General features: G+C 60.9%; 14 protein-coding genes. 1 reads left to right on the plus strand and 13 read right to left on the minus strand.

Annotated features, from left to right (window positions below; translation table 11 throughout):
- Nucleotides 1-4 precede the first annotated feature (4 nt).
- From tpiA to rlmE, 5 genes are all read right to left on the minus strand, one after another.
- Complete coding sequence (gene tpiA, locus A0O30_RS26560; RefSeq protein WP_086977100.1) at nt 5-760, minus strand: triose-phosphate isomerase; 756 nt, start codon at nt 758-760, stop codon at nt 5-7.
- Nucleotides 761-825: 65 nt separating this feature from the next.
- Nucleotides 826-2,166, minus strand: coding sequence for a phosphoglucosamine mutase (gene glmM / locus A0O30_RS26565; protein ID WP_105948689.1), 1,341 nt, complete (start codon nt 2,164-2,166; stop codon nt 826-828).
- A gap of 16 nt (nt 2,167-2,182) precedes the next feature.
- Nucleotides 2,183-3,034 (minus strand): dihydropteroate synthase, encoded by an 852-nt coding sequence (gene folP, locus A0O30_RS26570; protein WP_105948690.1) that lies wholly within the window; start codon nt 3,032-3,034, stop codon nt 2,183-2,185.
- Nucleotides 3,035-3,042: 8 nt separating this feature from the next.
- Entirely contained in the window at nt 3,043-4,947 is a 1,905-nt protein-coding gene (gene ftsH, locus A0O30_RS26575) for an ATP-dependent zinc metalloprotease FtsH (RefSeq protein WP_105948691.1), read from the minus strand.
- Nucleotides 4,948-5,150: 203 nt separating this feature from the next.
- Nucleotides 5,151-5,777: a 23S rRNA (uridine(2552)-2'-O)-methyltransferase RlmE gene (gene rlmE, locus A0O30_RS26580; protein ID WP_012274251.1), complete on the minus strand. Its 627-nt coding sequence runs from the start codon at nt 5,775-5,777 to the stop codon at nt 5,151-5,153.
- 102 nt (nt 5,778-5,879) lie between these two features.
- Here rlmE and yhbY point away from each other — a divergent pair, with 102 nt between their 5' ends.
- Nucleotides 5,880-6,188: a ribosome assembly RNA-binding protein YhbY gene (yhbY, locus tag A0O30_RS26585; RefSeq protein WP_003249945.1), complete on the plus strand. Its 309-nt coding sequence runs from the start codon at nt 5,880-5,882 to the stop codon at nt 6,186-6,188.
- A 12-nt stretch (nt 6,189-6,200) separates the two neighbouring features.
- Here the strand turns inward: yhbY and A0O30_RS26590 are convergent, their stop codons facing one another.
- The 8 genes from A0O30_RS26590 to grpE form a co-directional block, all read right to left on the minus strand.
- Nucleotides 6,201-6,650, minus strand: coding sequence for a hypothetical protein (locus A0O30_RS26590; RefSeq protein WP_012053750.1), 450 nt, complete (start codon nt 6,648-6,650; stop codon nt 6,201-6,203).
- Nucleotides 6,628-7,104, minus strand: coding sequence for a transcription elongation factor GreA (gene greA, locus A0O30_RS26595; protein WP_024717413.1), 477 nt, complete (start codon nt 7,102-7,104; stop codon nt 6,628-6,630). Before greA ends, A0O30_RS26590 begins: the two co-directional genes overlap by 23 nt.
- A 2-nt stretch (nt 7,105-7,106) precedes the next feature.
- Nucleotides 7,107-10,328: a carbamoyl-phosphate synthase large subunit gene (carB, locus tag A0O30_RS26600; protein WP_105948692.1), complete on the minus strand. Its 3,222-nt coding sequence runs from the start codon at nt 10,326-10,328 to the stop codon at nt 7,107-7,109.
- Nucleotides 10,329-10,433: 105 nt separating this feature from the next.
- Entirely contained in the window at nt 10,434-11,570 is a 1,137-nt protein-coding gene (gene carA / locus A0O30_RS26605; RefSeq protein ID WP_003249935.1) for a glutamine-hydrolyzing carbamoyl-phosphate synthase small subunit, read from the minus strand.
- Between the two features lie 262 nt (nt 11,571-11,832).
- Nucleotides 11,833-12,639: a 4-hydroxy-tetrahydrodipicolinate reductase gene (gene dapB, locus A0O30_RS26610; RefSeq protein WP_105948693.1), complete on the minus strand. Its 807-nt coding sequence runs from the start codon at nt 12,637-12,639 to the stop codon at nt 11,833-11,835.
- Between the two features lie 13 nt (nt 12,640-12,652).
- Nucleotides 12,653-13,777 carry a molecular chaperone DnaJ gene (gene dnaJ, locus A0O30_RS26615; protein ID WP_012274254.1) on the minus strand — a complete coding sequence of 375 codons (1,125 nt, stop codon included), beginning with the start codon at nt 13,775-13,777 and terminating at the stop codon, nt 12,653-12,655.
- 194 nt (nt 13,778-13,971) lie between these two features.
- Nucleotides 13,972-15,897 (minus strand): molecular chaperone DnaK, encoded by a 1,926-nt coding sequence (dnaK, locus tag A0O30_RS26620; RefSeq protein WP_105948694.1) that lies wholly within the window; start codon nt 15,895-15,897, stop codon nt 13,972-13,974.
- Nucleotides 15,898-15,998: 101 nt separating this feature from the next.
- Nucleotides 15,999-16,556, minus strand: coding sequence for a nucleotide exchange factor GrpE (gene grpE, locus A0O30_RS26625; protein ID WP_060498451.1), 558 nt, complete (start codon nt 16,554-16,556; stop codon nt 15,999-16,001).
- Between the last annotated feature and the right edge of the window lie 156 nt (nt 16,557-16,712).

The raw sequence follows: 16,712 nt of genomic DNA on the forward strand, positions 1-16,712 counted from the left end.
TTGTTCAGTTTCCTGCGGCGCGACAAATTGCACCGAATTCGTCTGCGTTCAGGGAAGCCCCACCAATGAGACCCCCATCGATATCCGGCATGCCGAACAGTTCGGCCGCATTGGCCGCCTTCACGCTGCCGCCGTAGAGCAACTGCACCTTCGCAGCCACTTCAGCATCTTCTGCCGCCAGCTGGCCGCGGATGGCGGCATGCACATCCTGGGCCTGCTGTGGCGTGGCCGTCAGGCCAGTACCGATGGCCCATACAGGCTCATAGGCAATTACTGCATTGGCAAAAGCCTTAACACCGAATGCTTCGATGATACTGCTTAGTTGACGCCCGACAACTTCAAGCGTCTTGCCAGCCTCGCGCTCTTCAAGGGTTTCCCCGATGCAAAGCACTGGCTTCAAACCTTTGGCCTGCGCTGCTGCAAACTTGCGATTGAGCACTTCGTCTGTTTCACCAATGATCTGGCGACGCTCCGAATGACCAATCAACACCAACTTGCAACCCGCTTCAACCAGCTGCTCGGGAGCAACTTCCCCGGTCAGCGCACCCTGTTCGGGTTGTACAGCAGAATTCTGTGCGCCAACAGTAATTTCTTTACCTGCCAGGCCATCGATCACTTGATTGATGAACAAGGCCGGTGGAAATACCGCGACTTCCACTCCGCTCGGCAAGGCGAGATTACTCAAGCCTTCGGTCAGCTCAGCGACGCTAGCGCGGGTACCGTGCATCTTCCAGTTACCAGCTACCATAGGGCGACGCATGCTTTACCTCGTCGGTCAAAGTGGGCGCAGATCTTACCCAACCAGATCTGCGCTGGCAAGCGCCTTCAGACACAAACTTCGCCGACCAGTTTGGCCAGCGCTTCAGCGTGCATACGCACCTGGTTTTCGTCCTCGCCCTCGACCATCACCCGAACCAGTGGCTCGGTACCGGATTTGCGCAACAGCACACGGCCACGGCCCGCCAGCGCCTCGGTCACCTTGGCACTGGCTTCCTTGACGGCCGGGTGCTCCAGCGGGTCGACCTTGCTGGCGCCGAAGCGCACGTTGATCAGCACCTGCGGGCACTTGCGCAGGGCCTGGCGGGCCTGGGCAAGGGTTTCGCCACGGCGCTTGAGCGCCATCAGCACCTGCAGCGCGGCGATGATCGCATCACCAGTAGTGGTGTGGTTGCAGCACACGACGTGGCCGGAGTTTTCGCCACCGACCAGCCACTCACGCTCAAACAGCTCGGCCATGACGTAACGGTCACCGACCTTGGCCCGCACGAACGGGATATCCAGGTCCTTCAGCGCCAGCTCCAGACCCAGGTTGCTCATCAGCGTACCCACTACCCCGCCCTGCAGCTTGCCGCGGTCGTGCAGATCCCGGGCGATGATGAACAGCAACTCGTCACCATCGACGATGGCGCCGGTGTGGTCGACCATCAGCACGCGATCGCCGTCACCGTCGAAGGCAATACCAAGGTCGGCATGGCCTACCAATACGGCAGCCTGCAGCGATTCGATGTGGGTCGAGCCGCAACCTTCGTTGATGTTCAGGCCATCCGGCTGTGCATGCAGCACGGTCACGTCGGCGCCCAACTCACGGAACACGCTCGGCGCAACCTTGTAGGTGGCACCGTGGGCGCAATCGACCACCAGCTTGAGGCCTTCAAAGCCAGTACCCGTGGGTACACTGCTCTTGCAGAACTCGATATAACGGCCGGCAGCGTCGTTGATGCGCGAAACCTTGCCCAGCTTGCCCGAGTCGACCACGGTCATCGGCTGGTCGAGCAGCTCTTCGATCATCAGCTCGACTTCGTCCGGCAGCTTGGTGCCCTGACCGGAGAAGAACTTGATGCCGTTGTCTTCATGCGGGTTGTGCGAGGCACTGATGACAATGCCAGCCTGGGCATGGAACGTGCGCGTCAGATAGGCGATGGCCGGCGTAGGCATTGGCCCCAGCAGCATGACGTCGGCACCTGCCGCGGCCAGGCCGGCTTCGAGTGCAGACTCGAACATGTAGCCGGAGATACGCGTGTCCTTGCCCACCAACACCCGGCAATGGCCTTGCTTGCGGAAGGCCATGCCGGCCGCCCAACCCAGCTTCAGCATGAAGTCAGGCGTGATCGGGTATTCGCCGACGCGGCCACGAATGCCGTCGGTACCAAAGTATTTTCTGCTCATAGGGACTCCAATGTTCTTATTCGGCGTTTTGTACCGCAGCAATCATGCGCACCACATCGACAGTTTCAGCCACGTCATGGACACGAAGGATGCTCGCCCCCTTGGTCATGGCCAACGCCGCCAGCGCAAGGCTGCCGTACAACCGCTCGCCGACCGGACGTTCCAGCGTCAGGCCGATCATGCTCTTTCGTGAAACGCCCACCAGCAGCGGGCGCCCAAGGCGATAGAGCGCTTCCATGTGCTTGAACAGGCTCAGGTTGTGCGCCAGTGTCTTGGCGAAACCAAAGCCCGGGTCAAGGATGATTCTGTTTGCGTCGATGCCCGCCGCCGCACAGGCGGCCATCCGCTGCTCAAGATAACGCGTAACGTCAGCGGTCACATCATCGTAATGCGGGTCGTCCTGCATGTTACCCGGCTCGCCACGCATGTGCATGAGGCACACCGGCAGGCCGGTATCTGCCGCAGCGTCCAGAGCGCCATCGCGCTCCAGGGCGCGCACGTCATTGATGAGCCCGGCACCGAGACGGGCCGATTCACGGATGACGGCCGGTGTAGAGGTATCGACCGAGATGACCACATCGAGGCGGCTGTTGATTGCCTCGACCATCGGCGCGACACGCTCCAGCTCCTCGGTTACCGATACCGCCCGCGCACCAGGGCGCGTGGACTCGCCACCGATGTCGATCAGCGTGGCGCCGGCGGCGACCATTGCCTCGGCATGGCGCAGAGCCTCGTCGCGCTGACTGAAGCGTCCGCCATCGGAAAAGGAATCGGGGGTGATATTGAGAATACCCATGACATGGGTACGCGACAAATCAAGAACCCGGTTGCCGCAAGGCAACCGGGTCGGGTACTGCGCTGAGCTCATAGATGCCCTTAGTGTTGAGCTGCTGGGCCGCCGATTGGCGATTCCGGACGGTCATTCTGGGCCGCAGGCGTACCCGAATCCTTGTCATCGTCCCAGTCACGCGGTTCGCGCGGCGTACGCCCAGCCATGATGTCGTCGATCTGATCGGCATCAATGGTCTCATACTTCATCAGCGCTTCGGTCATCGCTTCGAGCTTGTCGCGGTTGTCGATCAGCAATTGCTTGGCCGTGGCGTAGCACTGATCGATGATGCTGCGCACCTCGGAGTCGATCAGCTTGGCAGTCTCGCCAGAAACACTGGCGTGCTGGCTGCCGGCGCTACGACCGAGGAACACCTCACCCTCTTCTTCTGCGTACATCAGCGGCCCGAGTTTCTCGGACAGGCCCCATTTGGTGACCATGTTCCGCGCGATCTGGCTGGCACGCATGATGTCGTTGGACGCACCGGTAGTGACGCCATCGAAGCCCAGGGTCATTTCTTCGGCGATACGGCCACCGTACAGCGAGCAGATCTGGCTGATCAGCGCACGCTTGGACAGGCTGTAGCGGTCTTCTTCCGGCAGGAACATGGTCACACCCAGGGCGCGACCGCGCGGAATGATGGAAACCTTGTAGACCGGGTCGTGCTCAGGCACCAGGCGACCAACAATGGCGTGGCCAGCCTCATGGTAGGCAGTGTTGCGCTTTTCTTTCTCGGACATGACCATGGTTTTGCGCTCGGCGCCCATCATGATCTTGTCCTTGGCCAGCTCGAACTCTTTCATTTCGACCAGGCGCTTGTTGGAGCGTGCGGCAAACAGCGAGGCCTCGTTGACCAGGTTGGCCAGGTCGGCACCGGAGAAGCCAGGGGTACCACGGGCAATGACCGCCGGGTTGACGTTTTCGCCGACCGGCACTTTGCGCATGTGCACCTTGAGGATCTGTTCGCGACCGCGGATGTCTGGCAGGCCTACCACCACCTGGCGGTCGAAACGGCCAGGACGAAGCAGCGCCGGGTCGAGTACGTCCGGTCGGTTGGTAGCAGCGATGACGATGATGCCATCGTTCATCTCGAAGCCGTCCATCTCTACCAGCAACTGGTTGAGGGTTTGTTCACGCTCGTCGTGACCGCCGCCCATGCCGGCGCCACGGTGGCGACCCACAGCGTCGATCTCGTCGATGAAGATGATGCATGGAGCGTGCTTCTTGGCCTGTTCGAACATGTCGCGCACACGGCTGGCACCGACACCTACGAACATTTCCACGAAGTCCGAACCGGAAATGGTGAAGAACGGTACTTTCGCTTCGCCGGCAATTGCCTTGGCCAGCAGGGTCTTACCGGTACCTGGCGGACCAACCATCAGCACACCGCGCGGAATGCGGCCGCCCAGACGCTGGAATTTGCCCGGATCACGCAGGAACTCGACCAGCTCGCCAACCTCTTCCTTGGCCTCGTCGCAGCCGGCAACATCGGCCAGCGTGGTCTTGACCTGGTCTTCGGACAGCAGGCGCGCCTTGCTCTTGCCAAAGCTCATCGGCCCGCCCTTGCCGCCCGCACCGCCTTGCATCTGGCGCATGAAGAACATGAACACGGCAATGATGACCAGGATCGGGAAGCTCGCCACCAGCAGTTGCGTCCAGATGCTCTGCTGCTCAGGCTGCTTGCCTTCGATGATGACATGGTTATCGACCAGGTCACCGATCAGGCCATTGTCGGTAATGGCCGGGCGCACGGTCTTGAAGTTGTCGCCGTCGGCGCGCTTGCCGGTAATGATGTAGCCGTCGACGGTCACACGCTCGACCTTGCCATCCTTGACCTGCTGGATGAAGTCGGAGTAGTTGAGGGTCTGCGGCTCGTTAGGGCTGGAGAAGTTGTTCATCACTGTCACCAGGACAGCTGCGATGATCAACCACAGGATCAGATTCTTTGCCATGTCGTTCAATTCGCTACCCTCTGAGGCCGGCGCACGACGCAGCCGTGCCTCGCATGATATTCATCGCCCTAACTTACTACATTACCCACGCAGCCGCAGGCACCGTCTGTAACCCTTTGTGAAAGCTAGACTACACGAAGTTCGGACAATCCTGACGCAGTGGCCGATTGGAATTAACTATCGGCCACCCCGCTTCACACCTTTCACGCCCCTTTGAAGCCCCTGCCCAACAGGTACTGCTCACGGGAACGGTCCCGCGACGACGACGGCTTGCGCATCTGCACCTTGTCGAACTTGCTGCGCACGTCCTTCAGGTACACGTCAAAACCTTCGCCCTGGAAAATCTTGATCAGGAAGTCGCCGCCGGGCTTGAGCACGCGGGTTGCCAGATCGAGGGCCAGCTCGCAGAGGAACATGGCGCGCGGTATGTCCACCGCAGGCGTACCACTCATATTGGGGGCCATGTCGGAAATCACAAGGTCTACGTGCGAATCACCGACCGCTTCGAGAATGCGCTGCAGGACTTCGTCGTGGGTGAAATCGCCCTGGATGAAGGTCACGTCGGCGATCGAGTCCATTTCCAGGATGTCGGACGCGATCAGCCTGCCCTGGCCACCAATCAGACGACTGGTCACCTGCGACCAGCCCCCCGGGGCCGCACCGAGGTCGATTACGCTCATGCCTGGACGGATCAGCCGGTCCTTTTCCTGGATCTCAAGCAGTTTGTAGCTCGCACGCGAGCGGTAGCCATCCTTCTGCGCCTGCTTCACAAAAGGATCGTTGAAATGCTCTCGCAGCCAGTTTGCGCTGCTTTTGGAACGTTGTACCACGGGGCACCTCGATGATATGCGTCGTGATTGACTGGGCGGAGCCGGTGGCCCTCGGGTAAAATGCCCGTCAATTTTACAGAATCAGACGGAAAGGGTCAGATTATGCCGCTCAATAACGAGCAGAAGAAGCAATACAAGTCCATTGGTCATGACCTGAAGCCGGTCCTGATCGTTGCTGGCAACGGTTTGAATGAGGGCGTCATCGCCGAACTGGAACGCGCGCTGGTCGACCATGAACTGATCAAGGTCGAGATTCGCTCGGAAGACCGCGAAGAACGCGCCGAAACCATTGCCGAGCTGTGCAAGGCTGGCCGTGCCGAGCTGGTGCAGACCATTGGCAAGAAAGCCCTGATCTACCGCAAGAATCCACAGCCGAACAAGCAGCTGTCCAACATCCACCGCTACAAGTAACGGTGGCTCCGGTCAGTGGCGCGGCGAACGCGCCCTGACCGGCACCGGCTGGGCCACCAGCACGATGCCGGAAAAGCCCAGTACCAGGAAGCAGAACATCTGCCAGCGCTCGCCCACGGAAATACCGTAGCGCAAGGTGTAGTACCCCACGCAGGCGCCGAAGCCGAGCAACAGCATCTGGCCACGGAACTGCCGCCACCAGGCCGCCAGGCCGTCCACCCTTGCCAGCACTGCCAGCTGGGTCAACAAGCCAAGCAACGCCACACCGATCAACCAGCGGTCGATCTGCCCGGCGATATCCTGCACCAGCAGCGGCGCCAGGCCACTGACCTTGAGCGCAGGCACCAGCCCTACATGAAACACCCACAGGCCACCGACCCAGAAAACCTGGGCCAGTTGCCAGAGGATCCCCTCGAGGGATGGCGCCCGCAGGCGCCGGTCAGATGTGCTTGACTTCGACAATCTCGTACTCGACCGTGCCGCTAGGCGTCTTGACGACGACAGTATCACCTTCTTCCTTGCCGATGATGGCACGGGCAATCGGCGCACCGCTCGAGAGTTTGCCCTGTTTCACGTCGGCTTCATCCTCGCCGACGATCTGGTAGGTCACCTCTTCATCGGTTTCGGTGTTGGCCAGTACCACGGTGGTACCGAAAATCACCTTGCCGGTGTGAGGGATCGTGGTCACATCGATCACGACCGAGTTCTGCAGGCGGCCTTCGATATCGCGGATACGCGCCTCGACCATGCCCTGCTCTTCGCGGGCAGCATGGTATTCGGCGTTTTCCTTGAGGTCTCCCAGTTCGCGCGCTTCGCCGATTGCCTGGCTCAGGCGCGGGCGCTCGGTCTTGCTCAGGAACAGGTGCTCCTCTTCCAGGGCGCGAGCGCCCTGGACGGTCATCGGGTACTTGGTAATGCTCATGCTTTCAGTCCTGCATGCAGATCTTGCAAGCGACGAACGGTCTTTTCCGGACCAAACTTCAGCGCTTCGCAGATGGCTTCACCGGCCGCAATGGTGGTGGTGCAGTAAATCTTGTGCTGCAGCGCATTGCGACGAATCGAGTAGGAATCGGCGATCGACTGGCGGCCTTCGGTGGTGTTGATGATCAGCGACACTTCGTCGTTCTTGATCATGTCGACCACGTGCGGGCGACCTTCGGTCACCTTGTTCACACGGCGTACTTTCAGGCCAGCCGCTTCGATAACCTTGGCGGTGCCAGCAGTTGCAACCACTTCGAAGCCCAGGGCGATCAGGTCGCGGGCAACGCCAGCCACTTGTGGCTTGTCGTCGTCACGCACGCTGATGAACGCGGTACCGCCGGTCGGCAGCACTTCGCTGGCACCCATCTGGGCCTTGGCGAAGGCTTCACCGAAGCTGTCACCCACGCCCATGACTTCACCGGTCGATTTCATCTCAGGGCCGAGGATCGGGTCAACCCCCGGGAACTTGGCGAACGGGAAGACGGCTTCCTTGACGCTGTAGAAGTTCGGGATGATTTCCTGGGTGAAGCCCAGCTCTTTCAGGGTTTTGCCAGCCATGACGCGGGCGGCGATCATGGCCAGGGAAGTGCCGATGCACTTGGACACGAACGGCACGGTACGCGAGGCGCGCGGGTTGACTTCGATCACGTAGATCTTGTCGCCCTGCAGGGCCAGCTGCACGTTCATCAGGCCGACGACGCCCAGCTCCAGGGCCATTTTCTTGACCTGTACGCGAACTTCGTCCTGCACTTCCTTGCTCAGCGAGTAAGGTGGCAGCGAGCACGCCGAGTCACCCGAGTGAACACCAGCCTGCTCGATGTGCTGCATGATTGCGCCGATCACCACATCGGTACCGTCGCACACGGCGTCCACGTCCATCTCGATGGCGCAGTTGAGGAAGTGGTCGAGCAGTACCGGGCTGTCGTTGGAAACCTGTACGGCTTCACGCAGGTAGCGCTTGAGCTCGTCCAGTTCGTAGACGATTTCCATGGCGCGGCCACCCAGTACGTACGACGGGCGCACCACCAGCGGGTAACCGATACCACCAGCAGCGCTGATGGCTTCTTCTTCGCTGCGTACGGTGGCGTTTGGCGGCTGCAGCAGGTTCAGGCGCTGAACCATCTGCTGGAAGCGCTCACGGTCTTCGGCGCGGTCGATGGCGTCCGGGCTGGTACCGATGATCGGTACGCCGGCTTCTTCCAGGGCACGGGCCAGTTTCAGCGGAGTCTGGCCGCCGTAGTGCACGATCACGCCTTTCGGCTTCTCGACGCGGCAAACTTCCAGCACGTCTTCCAGGGTCAGCGGCTCGAAGTACAGGCGGTCGGAGGTGTCGTAGTCGGTGGAGACGGTTTCCGGGTTGCAGTTGACCATGATGGTCTCGTAACCGTCTTCACGCAGCGCCAGTGCGGCGTGTACGCAGCAGTAGTCGAACTCGATACCTTGACCGATACGGTTCGGGCCACCGCCCAGGATCATGATCTTGTCGCGGGTCGACGGGTTGGCCTCGCACTCTTCCTCGTAGGTGGAGTACAGGTAGGCGGTGTCGGTGGCGAACTCGGCGGCGCAGGTGTCGACGCGCTTGTACACCGGGAACACTTCCAGCTTGTGGCGGTGACGGCGCAGGTTCTTGTCGGTGATGCCCAGCAGCTTGGCCAGACGCTGGTCCGAGAAGCCCTTGCGCTTGAGGCGCAGCATGTAGTCCTTGTCGATCGCCGACAGGGCCAAGGTCTTGACCTTCTCTTCTTCCTTGATCAGGTCTTCCATCTGCACCAGGAACCACAGGTCGATGCCGGTCAGCTCGAAGATTTCCTCGATGGTCATGCCGGAACGCATGGCGTCAGCCACGTACCAGATACGCTCGGCACCCGGCACAGTCAGCTCGCGCTTGAGGATGCTGACAGCCTCCGGGCTGGCCAGATCGACTTTCGGGTCGAGGCCGCAGGCACCGACTTCCAGGCCGCGCAGGGCTTTCTGCAGGGATTCCTGGAAGGTACGGCCGATGGCCATGACTTCACCCACGGATTTCATCTGGGTGGTCAGACGGGCGTCGGCTTTCGGGAATTTCTCGAAGGCGAAGCGTGGCAGCTTGGTGACGACGTAGTCGATCGACGGCTCGAAGGACGCCGGGGTGCGGCCGCCGGTGATGTCGTTCTGCAGTTCGTCGAGGGTGTAACCAATGGCCAGCTTGGCAGCGATCTTGGCGATCGGGAAGCCGGTAGCCTTGGAGGCCAGTGCCGAGGAACGCGACACGCGCGGGTTCATCTCGATCACGACCATGCGGCCGGTGTTCGGGCAGATACCGAACTGCACGTTGGAACCGCCGGTTTCAACACCGATTTCACGCAGCACCGCCAGCGAGGCGTTGCGCATGATCTGGTATTCCTTGTCGGTCAGGGTCTGTGCCGGAGCAACGGTGATCGAGTCACCGGTGTGCACGCCCATCGGGTCGAAGTTCTCGATCGAGCAGACGATGATGCAGTTGTCCTTTTTGTCGCGGACCACTTCCATCTCGTACTCTTTCCAGCCGATCAGCGATTCGTCGATCAGCAGCTCTTTGGTCGGCGACAGGTCCAGACCACGGGTGCAGATTTCTTCGAATTCTTCACGGTTGTAGGCGATACCACCGCCAGTGCCGCCCATGGTGAACGATGGGCGGATGATGCATGGGAAGCCCAGCTTCTCGAGGACCGCGTTGGCCTCTTCCATGCTGTGAGCGATACCGGAGCGCGGGCACTCCAGGCCGATGTCCTTCATGGCCTTGTCGAAGCGCGAACGGTCTTCGGCTTTGTCGATGGTGTCGGCGTTGGCACCGATCATCTCTACGCCGAACTTCTCCAGAACGCCGTGGCGCTCCAGGTCCAGGGCGCAGTTCAGTGCGGTCTGGCCACCCATGGTCGGCAGGACGGCGTCCGGGCGCTCTTTCTCGATGATCTTGGCCACCGACTGCCATTTGATCGGCTCGATGTAGGTGGCGTCGGCCATGGCCGGGTCGGTCATGATGGTGGCTGGGTTGGAGTTCACCAGGATGACGCGGAAACCTTCCTCGCGCAGGGCTTTACAAGCCTGGGCGCCGGAGTAGTCGAATTCGCAGGCCTGGCCGATCACGATCGGGCCAGCGCCGAGAATCAGGATGCTTTTGATGTCTGTACGTTTTGGCATGGTTGTCACTCAAATCCGGGGTCAGTCGGCAAGCCGCTTTGAACAATCTGGGTCAGGCGCTTCCGGGCGCGGCGCAAGCCGGCCCGGGGCCTTGAAGCAGGATGCTCAGCGGCGCTTGGCCATGGCATCGGTGAAACGATCGAACAGTGGCGCGACGTCGGTCGGGCCTGGGCTCGCTTCAGGGTGGCCCTGGAAGCTGAACGCGCTCTTGTCGGTGCGCTCGATACCCTGCAGGGTGCCGTCGAACAGCGACTTGTGAATGGCGCGGACGTTGCCCGGCAGGGTGGCCTCGTCAACGGCAAAGCCGTGGTTCTGGCTGGTGATCATGACCACGCCGGTGTCCAGGTCCTGGACCGGGTGGTTGGCACCGTGGTGACCGTGGCCCATTTTCACGGTCTTGGCGCCGGAAGCCAGGGCCAGCAACTGGTGGCCGAGGCAGATGCCGAATACCGGGATCTCGGTTTCGAGGATTTCCTTGATCGCCTGGATCGCGTAGTCGCACGGCTCAGGGTCACCAGGGCCGTTGGACAGGAACACGCCGTCCGGGTTGAGTGCCAGCACTTCGCTGGCCGGGGTCTGGGCTGGTACCACGGTCACGCGGCAGCCACGGGCCACCAGCATGCGCAGGATGTTCAGCTTGACGCCGTAGTCGAAGGCAACCACGTGGTACGGCAGGTCGGCCGCGTCGATGGTCGGGTGGCTGTCGGTTTTCAGCTCCCACACGCTGGAGCGCCACTCGTAGCGTTCCTTGGTGGAAACGACCTTGGCCAGGTCCATGCCCTTCAGGCCCGGGAAGCCGCGGGCGGCGGCGATGGCGGCTTCTTCGCTGATGTTGTCACCGGCGAGGATGCAACCGTTCTGGGCGCCCTTTTCACGCAGGATTCGGGTCAGGCGACGGGTGTCGATGCCGGCGATGGCAACGACGTTGTTGGCCTTGAGGTACTCAGGCAGCGACTGGGTGTTACGCCAGTTGCTGGCCAGCAGCGGCAGGTCACGGATGACCAGGCCAGCGGACCAGACACGGTTCGACTCGGCATCTTCCGGCGTGGTGCCGGTGTTGCCGATGTGCGGGTAGGTCAGGGTAACGATTTGCTGCGCGTAGGAAGGGTCTGTAAGGATTTCCTGGTAGCCGGTCATAGCGGTGTTGAATACCACCTCACCAACGGTCTGACCGTCGGCACCGATAGCTTCACCGCGGAAAATACTGCCGTCGGCAAGGGCGAGTATGGCTGGCTTTGTCAAGAAGACCTCCCGTAAATCAAGCATGAAAGGGCGATCGCAGGTTGCAAAAAAGCGGAGTGACGTATGGACACGTCACCCCGCTTTCATGTGCTGAATTCAATTCGCTGCGCGCTTTTAGTGGACACACTAAAGCTGTAGCTTACAGAAAAGTGCGTTTTGGGTCTACCGCGGATGTGCCTCTAAAACACAAGATTGCGACAGGCTGACATCGGCGGCGGTTTCTCCGCGAGCAAGCCCGCGAAGAAACCGCCGCTCGAACGGCTTAATGCAGCTCAAGCACATCCTGCATGTCATACAGCGCAGGCTCACGCCCATCCAGCCACAGCGCCGCACGCACGGCACCCTTGGCAAAGGTCATGCGGCTGGAGGCCTTGTGGGTAATCTCCACGCGCTCACCTTCAGCGGCGAACAGCACGGTATGGTCACCCACCACATCACCGGCACGCACCGTGGCAAAGCCGATGGTCTGGCGCTCACGCGCACCGGTCTGCCCTTCACGGCCATACACGGCCACTTCCCTCAGGTCACGACCCAGCGCCTGGGCAACCACTTCACCCATGCGCAGCGCAGTGCCCGACGGGGCATCAACCTTGTGCCGGTGGTGCGCTTCGAGAATCTCGATGTCCACATCATCACCCAGCACACGCGCCGCGGTATCCAGCAGCTTCAGGCACAGGTTGACGCCAACGCTGAAGTTGGCCGCGAACACGATCGGGATTTCCTTGCCCGCTTCCAACAGCAGCGCTTTCTCTTCTGCAGTGAAACCGGTGGTACCAATCACCATGGCCTTACCCGCCTTGCGGCAGAACGCCAGGTTCTTCAGGGTAACCGACGGATGGGTGAAGTCGATCAGCACGTCGAACTCGTCAACCACCTTGGCCAGGTCGTCGGAGATCGGCACACCAATACGCCCCAAACCTGCCAGCTCACCCGCATCAGCACCTACCAGCGTGCTGTCAGGGCGATGGATGGCAGCCGTCAGGCCAGCCTTGGGTGCCTGCTGCTGGACAGCCTCGATCAGCACCTTGCCCATGCGCCCTGCCGCGCCCATTACCGCAATACGTCGCATAGCTTGTTCCTTGTCAGAGATCGCCGAAGAAGCGCTTCACGCCATCGAACCAGCCACTGGCCTTGGGCGAGTGGGAGCTGTCGCCTTCCAGCGAGTCACGCAGTTCTTCCAGCAGCTCGCGCTGGCGACGGCTGAGGTTGACCGGGGTTTCCACCGCCACACGGCACAGCAGGTCACCCGCACCACCGCCACGCACCGGCGCCACACCCTTGCCACGCAGGCGGAACTGCTTGCCGGTCTGGGTACCTTCCGGAATTTTCAGCTTCACGCGGCCATCCAGGGTCGGCACTTCCAGCTCGCCACCCAGGGCAGCATCGGTGTAGCTGATCGGCACTTCGCAATACAGGTGCTTGCCATCACGCTGGAAGATCTCGTGCTCACGCACGCTGATCACCACATACAGGTCGCCGGTCGGGCCACCATGGGTACCCGCCTCGCCCTCGCCGGACAGGCGGATGCGGTCGCCCGTATCGACGCCCGCCGGCACTTTGACCGACAGCGTCTTGTATTCCTCGACCCGGCCTTCGCCGTGGCACGAAGTGCATGGATCGGTGATGATCTTGCCCTGGCCATGGCAGCGCGGGCAGGTCTGTTGTACCGAGAAGAAACCTTGCTGCATGCGCACCTGGCCGATGCCACCGCAAGTCGGGCAAGTCGATGGAGTCGAGCCCTTCTTGGCGCCGGAACCATCGCAAGGCTGGCAGTTGACCAGGGTAGGTACGCGGATGCTGACCGTGGTGCCACGCACCGCTTCTTCCAGGTTCAGCTCCAGGGTGTAGCGCAGGTCGCTGCCACGCTGGGCACCGCCACGACCACCACCACGGCCACCACCGAAGAAGTCGCTGAATACATCGCCGAAGATGTCGGAGAAGTTGGCGCCGCCGAAACCAGCACCGCCACCCCCCATGCTTGGGTCTACGCCGGCATGGCCATACTGGTCGAACGCCGCACGCTTGCTGGCATCAGACAGTACTTCGTAGGCCTCGTTGGCCTCTTTGAACTTGTCTTCCGACTCTTTATCGCCCGGGTTGCGGTCCGGGTGGTACTTCATCGCCAGTCGGCGGTAAGCCTTTTTGAGGTCAGCTTCACTGGCGCCGCGCTCGACACCCAGAACCTCATAGTAATCACGCTTGGACATAGGTCATTTGCACCTTGTTGGGCGTCTGGCATCTGCGCCGCGCCATCAGCACCTGCCGCCCCTCCAGGAGCGCTGACAGATACTGTAAAAATTCTCGAATTCCAGATACGCCAACGCGGGAGCAAGCCCCCGCGCGGCGACATCCTACCAGCTCACCGCCAAACGGCGGTGAACTGGCCGACAACATGCAGGGATTACTGCTTGTTGTTGTCTTTCACTTCTTCGAACTCGGCGTCAACCACGTCATCGTGCTTGGCTTCCGGCTCGGCCTGCTGCGCGCCACCTTGAGGCTGTTCAGCCGACTGCTCGGCGTACATCTTCTGGGCAACCGGGGCAGAGACCTTGGACAGCTCTTCAACCTTGGCATCGATTGCGGCCTTGTCGTCGCCTTTGACAGCGGCTTCCAGGGCAACAACGGCAGCCTCGATGGCGGTTTTCTCTTCAGCGGTAACCTTGTCACCTGCGTCAGCGACCATCTTGCGGGTCGAGTGAACCAGCGCATCACCCTGGTTACGGGCAGCGGCCAGCTCTTCGAACTTGCGGTCTTCCTCGGCGTTGGCCTCGGCGTCACGCACCATGCGCTCGATTTCTTCGTCCGACAGGCCGGAGTTGGCCTTGATCACGATCGACTGCGACTTGCCGGTGGCCTTGTCTTTGGCGCTAACGTGCAGGATGCCGTTGGCGTCGATGTCGAAGGTGACTTCGATTTGCGGCACGCCACGCGGCGCTGGCGGAATGTCAGCCAGGTCGAACTTGCCCAGCGACTTGTTCTGCGCAGCCTGCTTACGCTCACCTTGCAGCACGTGAATGGTCACGGCGCCCTGGTTGTCGTCGGCAGTCGAGAACACCTGCGACTTCTTGGTCGGGATGGTGGTGTTCTTCTCGATCAGCGCGGTCATCACGCCACCCATGGTTTCGATACCCAGGGTCAGCGGGCTGACGTCCAGCAGCAGCACGTCTTTCACGTCACCGGCCAGAACGGCGCCCTGGATGGCAGCACCCATGGCCACAGCTTCGTCCGGGTTGACGTCCTTGCGAGCTTCTTTACCGAAGAAGTCGGCAACGGTTTTCTGTACCAGCGGCATACGGGTCTGGCCACCGACCAGGATCACGTCGTCGATCTTGCTGGCGTCGATGCCGGCATCTTTCAGGGCGATGCGGCAAGGCTCGATGGTGCGCTGCACCAGCTCTTCAACCAGCGACTCCAGCTTGGCGCGGGAGATTTTCACGTTCAGGTGCTTAGGACCGGTGGCATCTGCAGTGATGTACGGCAGGTTGACGTCGGTCGACTGAGCGGACGACAGCTCGATCTTGGCCTTTTCAGCAGCTTCTTTCAGGCGCTGCATGGCCAGCGGGTCGCCCTTCAGGTTCATGCCGGTTTCTTTCTTGAACTCTTCGACCAGGTAGTCGATCAGCAGCATGTCGAAGTCTTCGCCACCCAGGAAGGTGTCGCCGTTGGTAGCCAGTACTTCGAACTGGTGCTCACCGTCGACTTCGGCGATTTCGATGACCGAAACGTCGAAGGTACCGCCACCAAGGTCATAAACGATGACAGTGTGGTCGCCCTTGGCCTTGTCCATGCCGTAGGCCAGTGCAGCGGCGGTCGGTTCGTTGATGATGCGTTTTACGTCCAGGCCCGCGATGCGGCCGGCGTCTTTGGTGGCCTGACGCTGGCTGTCGTTGAAGTAGGCCGGTACGGTGATGACCGCTTCGGTCACTGGCTCGCCGAGGTAGTCTTCGGCGGTTTTCTTCATCTTTTTCAGCACTTCGGCGCTAATTTGCGGCGGTGCCATTTTCTGCCCGTTCACTTCAACCCAGGCGTCACCGTTGTCGGCCTTGGCGATTTTGTACGGAACCAGCTGGATGTCTTTCTGCACGACCTGCTCTTCGAAGCGGCGGCCGATCAGGCGCTTTACCGCGAACAGGGTGTTGTGCGGGTTGGTGACAGCCTGGCGCTTGGCCGACTGACCTACCAGGATTTCGCCATCGTTGGCGTAGGCCACGATCGAAGGGGTAGTACGCGCACCTTCGGCGTTTTCGATGACCTTGACGTTACCGTTTTCCAGAATGGAGACGCACGAGTTGGTGGTCCCCAGGTCGATACCGATGATTTTGCCCATGTTAACTCTCCCGAAACTTGAATTTGGTAGCAGCGACTACTTTGGCCAACTGCGGTAATACTTGAAGGCTTGACACCTAGATGGGGATGCCCCGATGGATTTCAAGCCTTTTCATTGATCGAGGGTTGCGCCGCGCTCGGCGCCTTGCTGACCACCACCATGGCGGGGCGCAGCAGGCGGCCGTTCAGCAGATAACCCTTCTGGAACACGTTCAGCACGCTGTTTGGCTCTACCTCAGCGTTTTCCTGCATGGCCATGGCCTGATGGTGGTCAGGATTGAATGGCTGGCCGTGCGGATCGACAACTTCGAGGTTGTAGCGCTTGAGGGTGTCCTGGAACATCTTCAAGGTCAGCTCGACGCCTTCACGGATCTGCTTGACGTGCTCATCCTCGGCACTGGAGTGTGCCAGGGCCAGCTCCAGGCTATCGATTACCGGCAGCAGGTCGCTGGAGAATTTCTCCAGGGCGAACTTGCGGGCCTTGTCGACTTCCTGCTCAGCGCGACGAATGCTGTTCTGCGCTTCCGCAGCGACACGCAGCGACTGATCCTTGGCGGCGGCCAGCTGCTCCTCGAGTTCCAGAACACGGGCGTCAGCAGTGGTTTCTGCACCGGTTTCTTCAACGTTAAGGTCTTTTTCGTTCAGCTGTTCGTCAGCCATGGGGTCTCTCCTGCGCAATTTTGTGGACTGCGAGCCAGGCTCGCCTTGGATGTCGGCTATATGGGGCCGGAAAAACCAGCTTCAAGGGGCAAGGTGGTTTTCCGGGCAGTAACAGAATCTGCCAAGGAGCATTGGCAGGCCTGAAAAAAGTACTGT

Source organism: Pseudomonas sp. LLC-1 (genome assembly GCF_002992185.1).
In the GTDB taxonomy this organism is placed as follows: Bacteria; Pseudomonadota; Gammaproteobacteria; order Pseudomonadales; family Pseudomonadaceae; genus Aquipseudomonas; species Aquipseudomonas monteilii.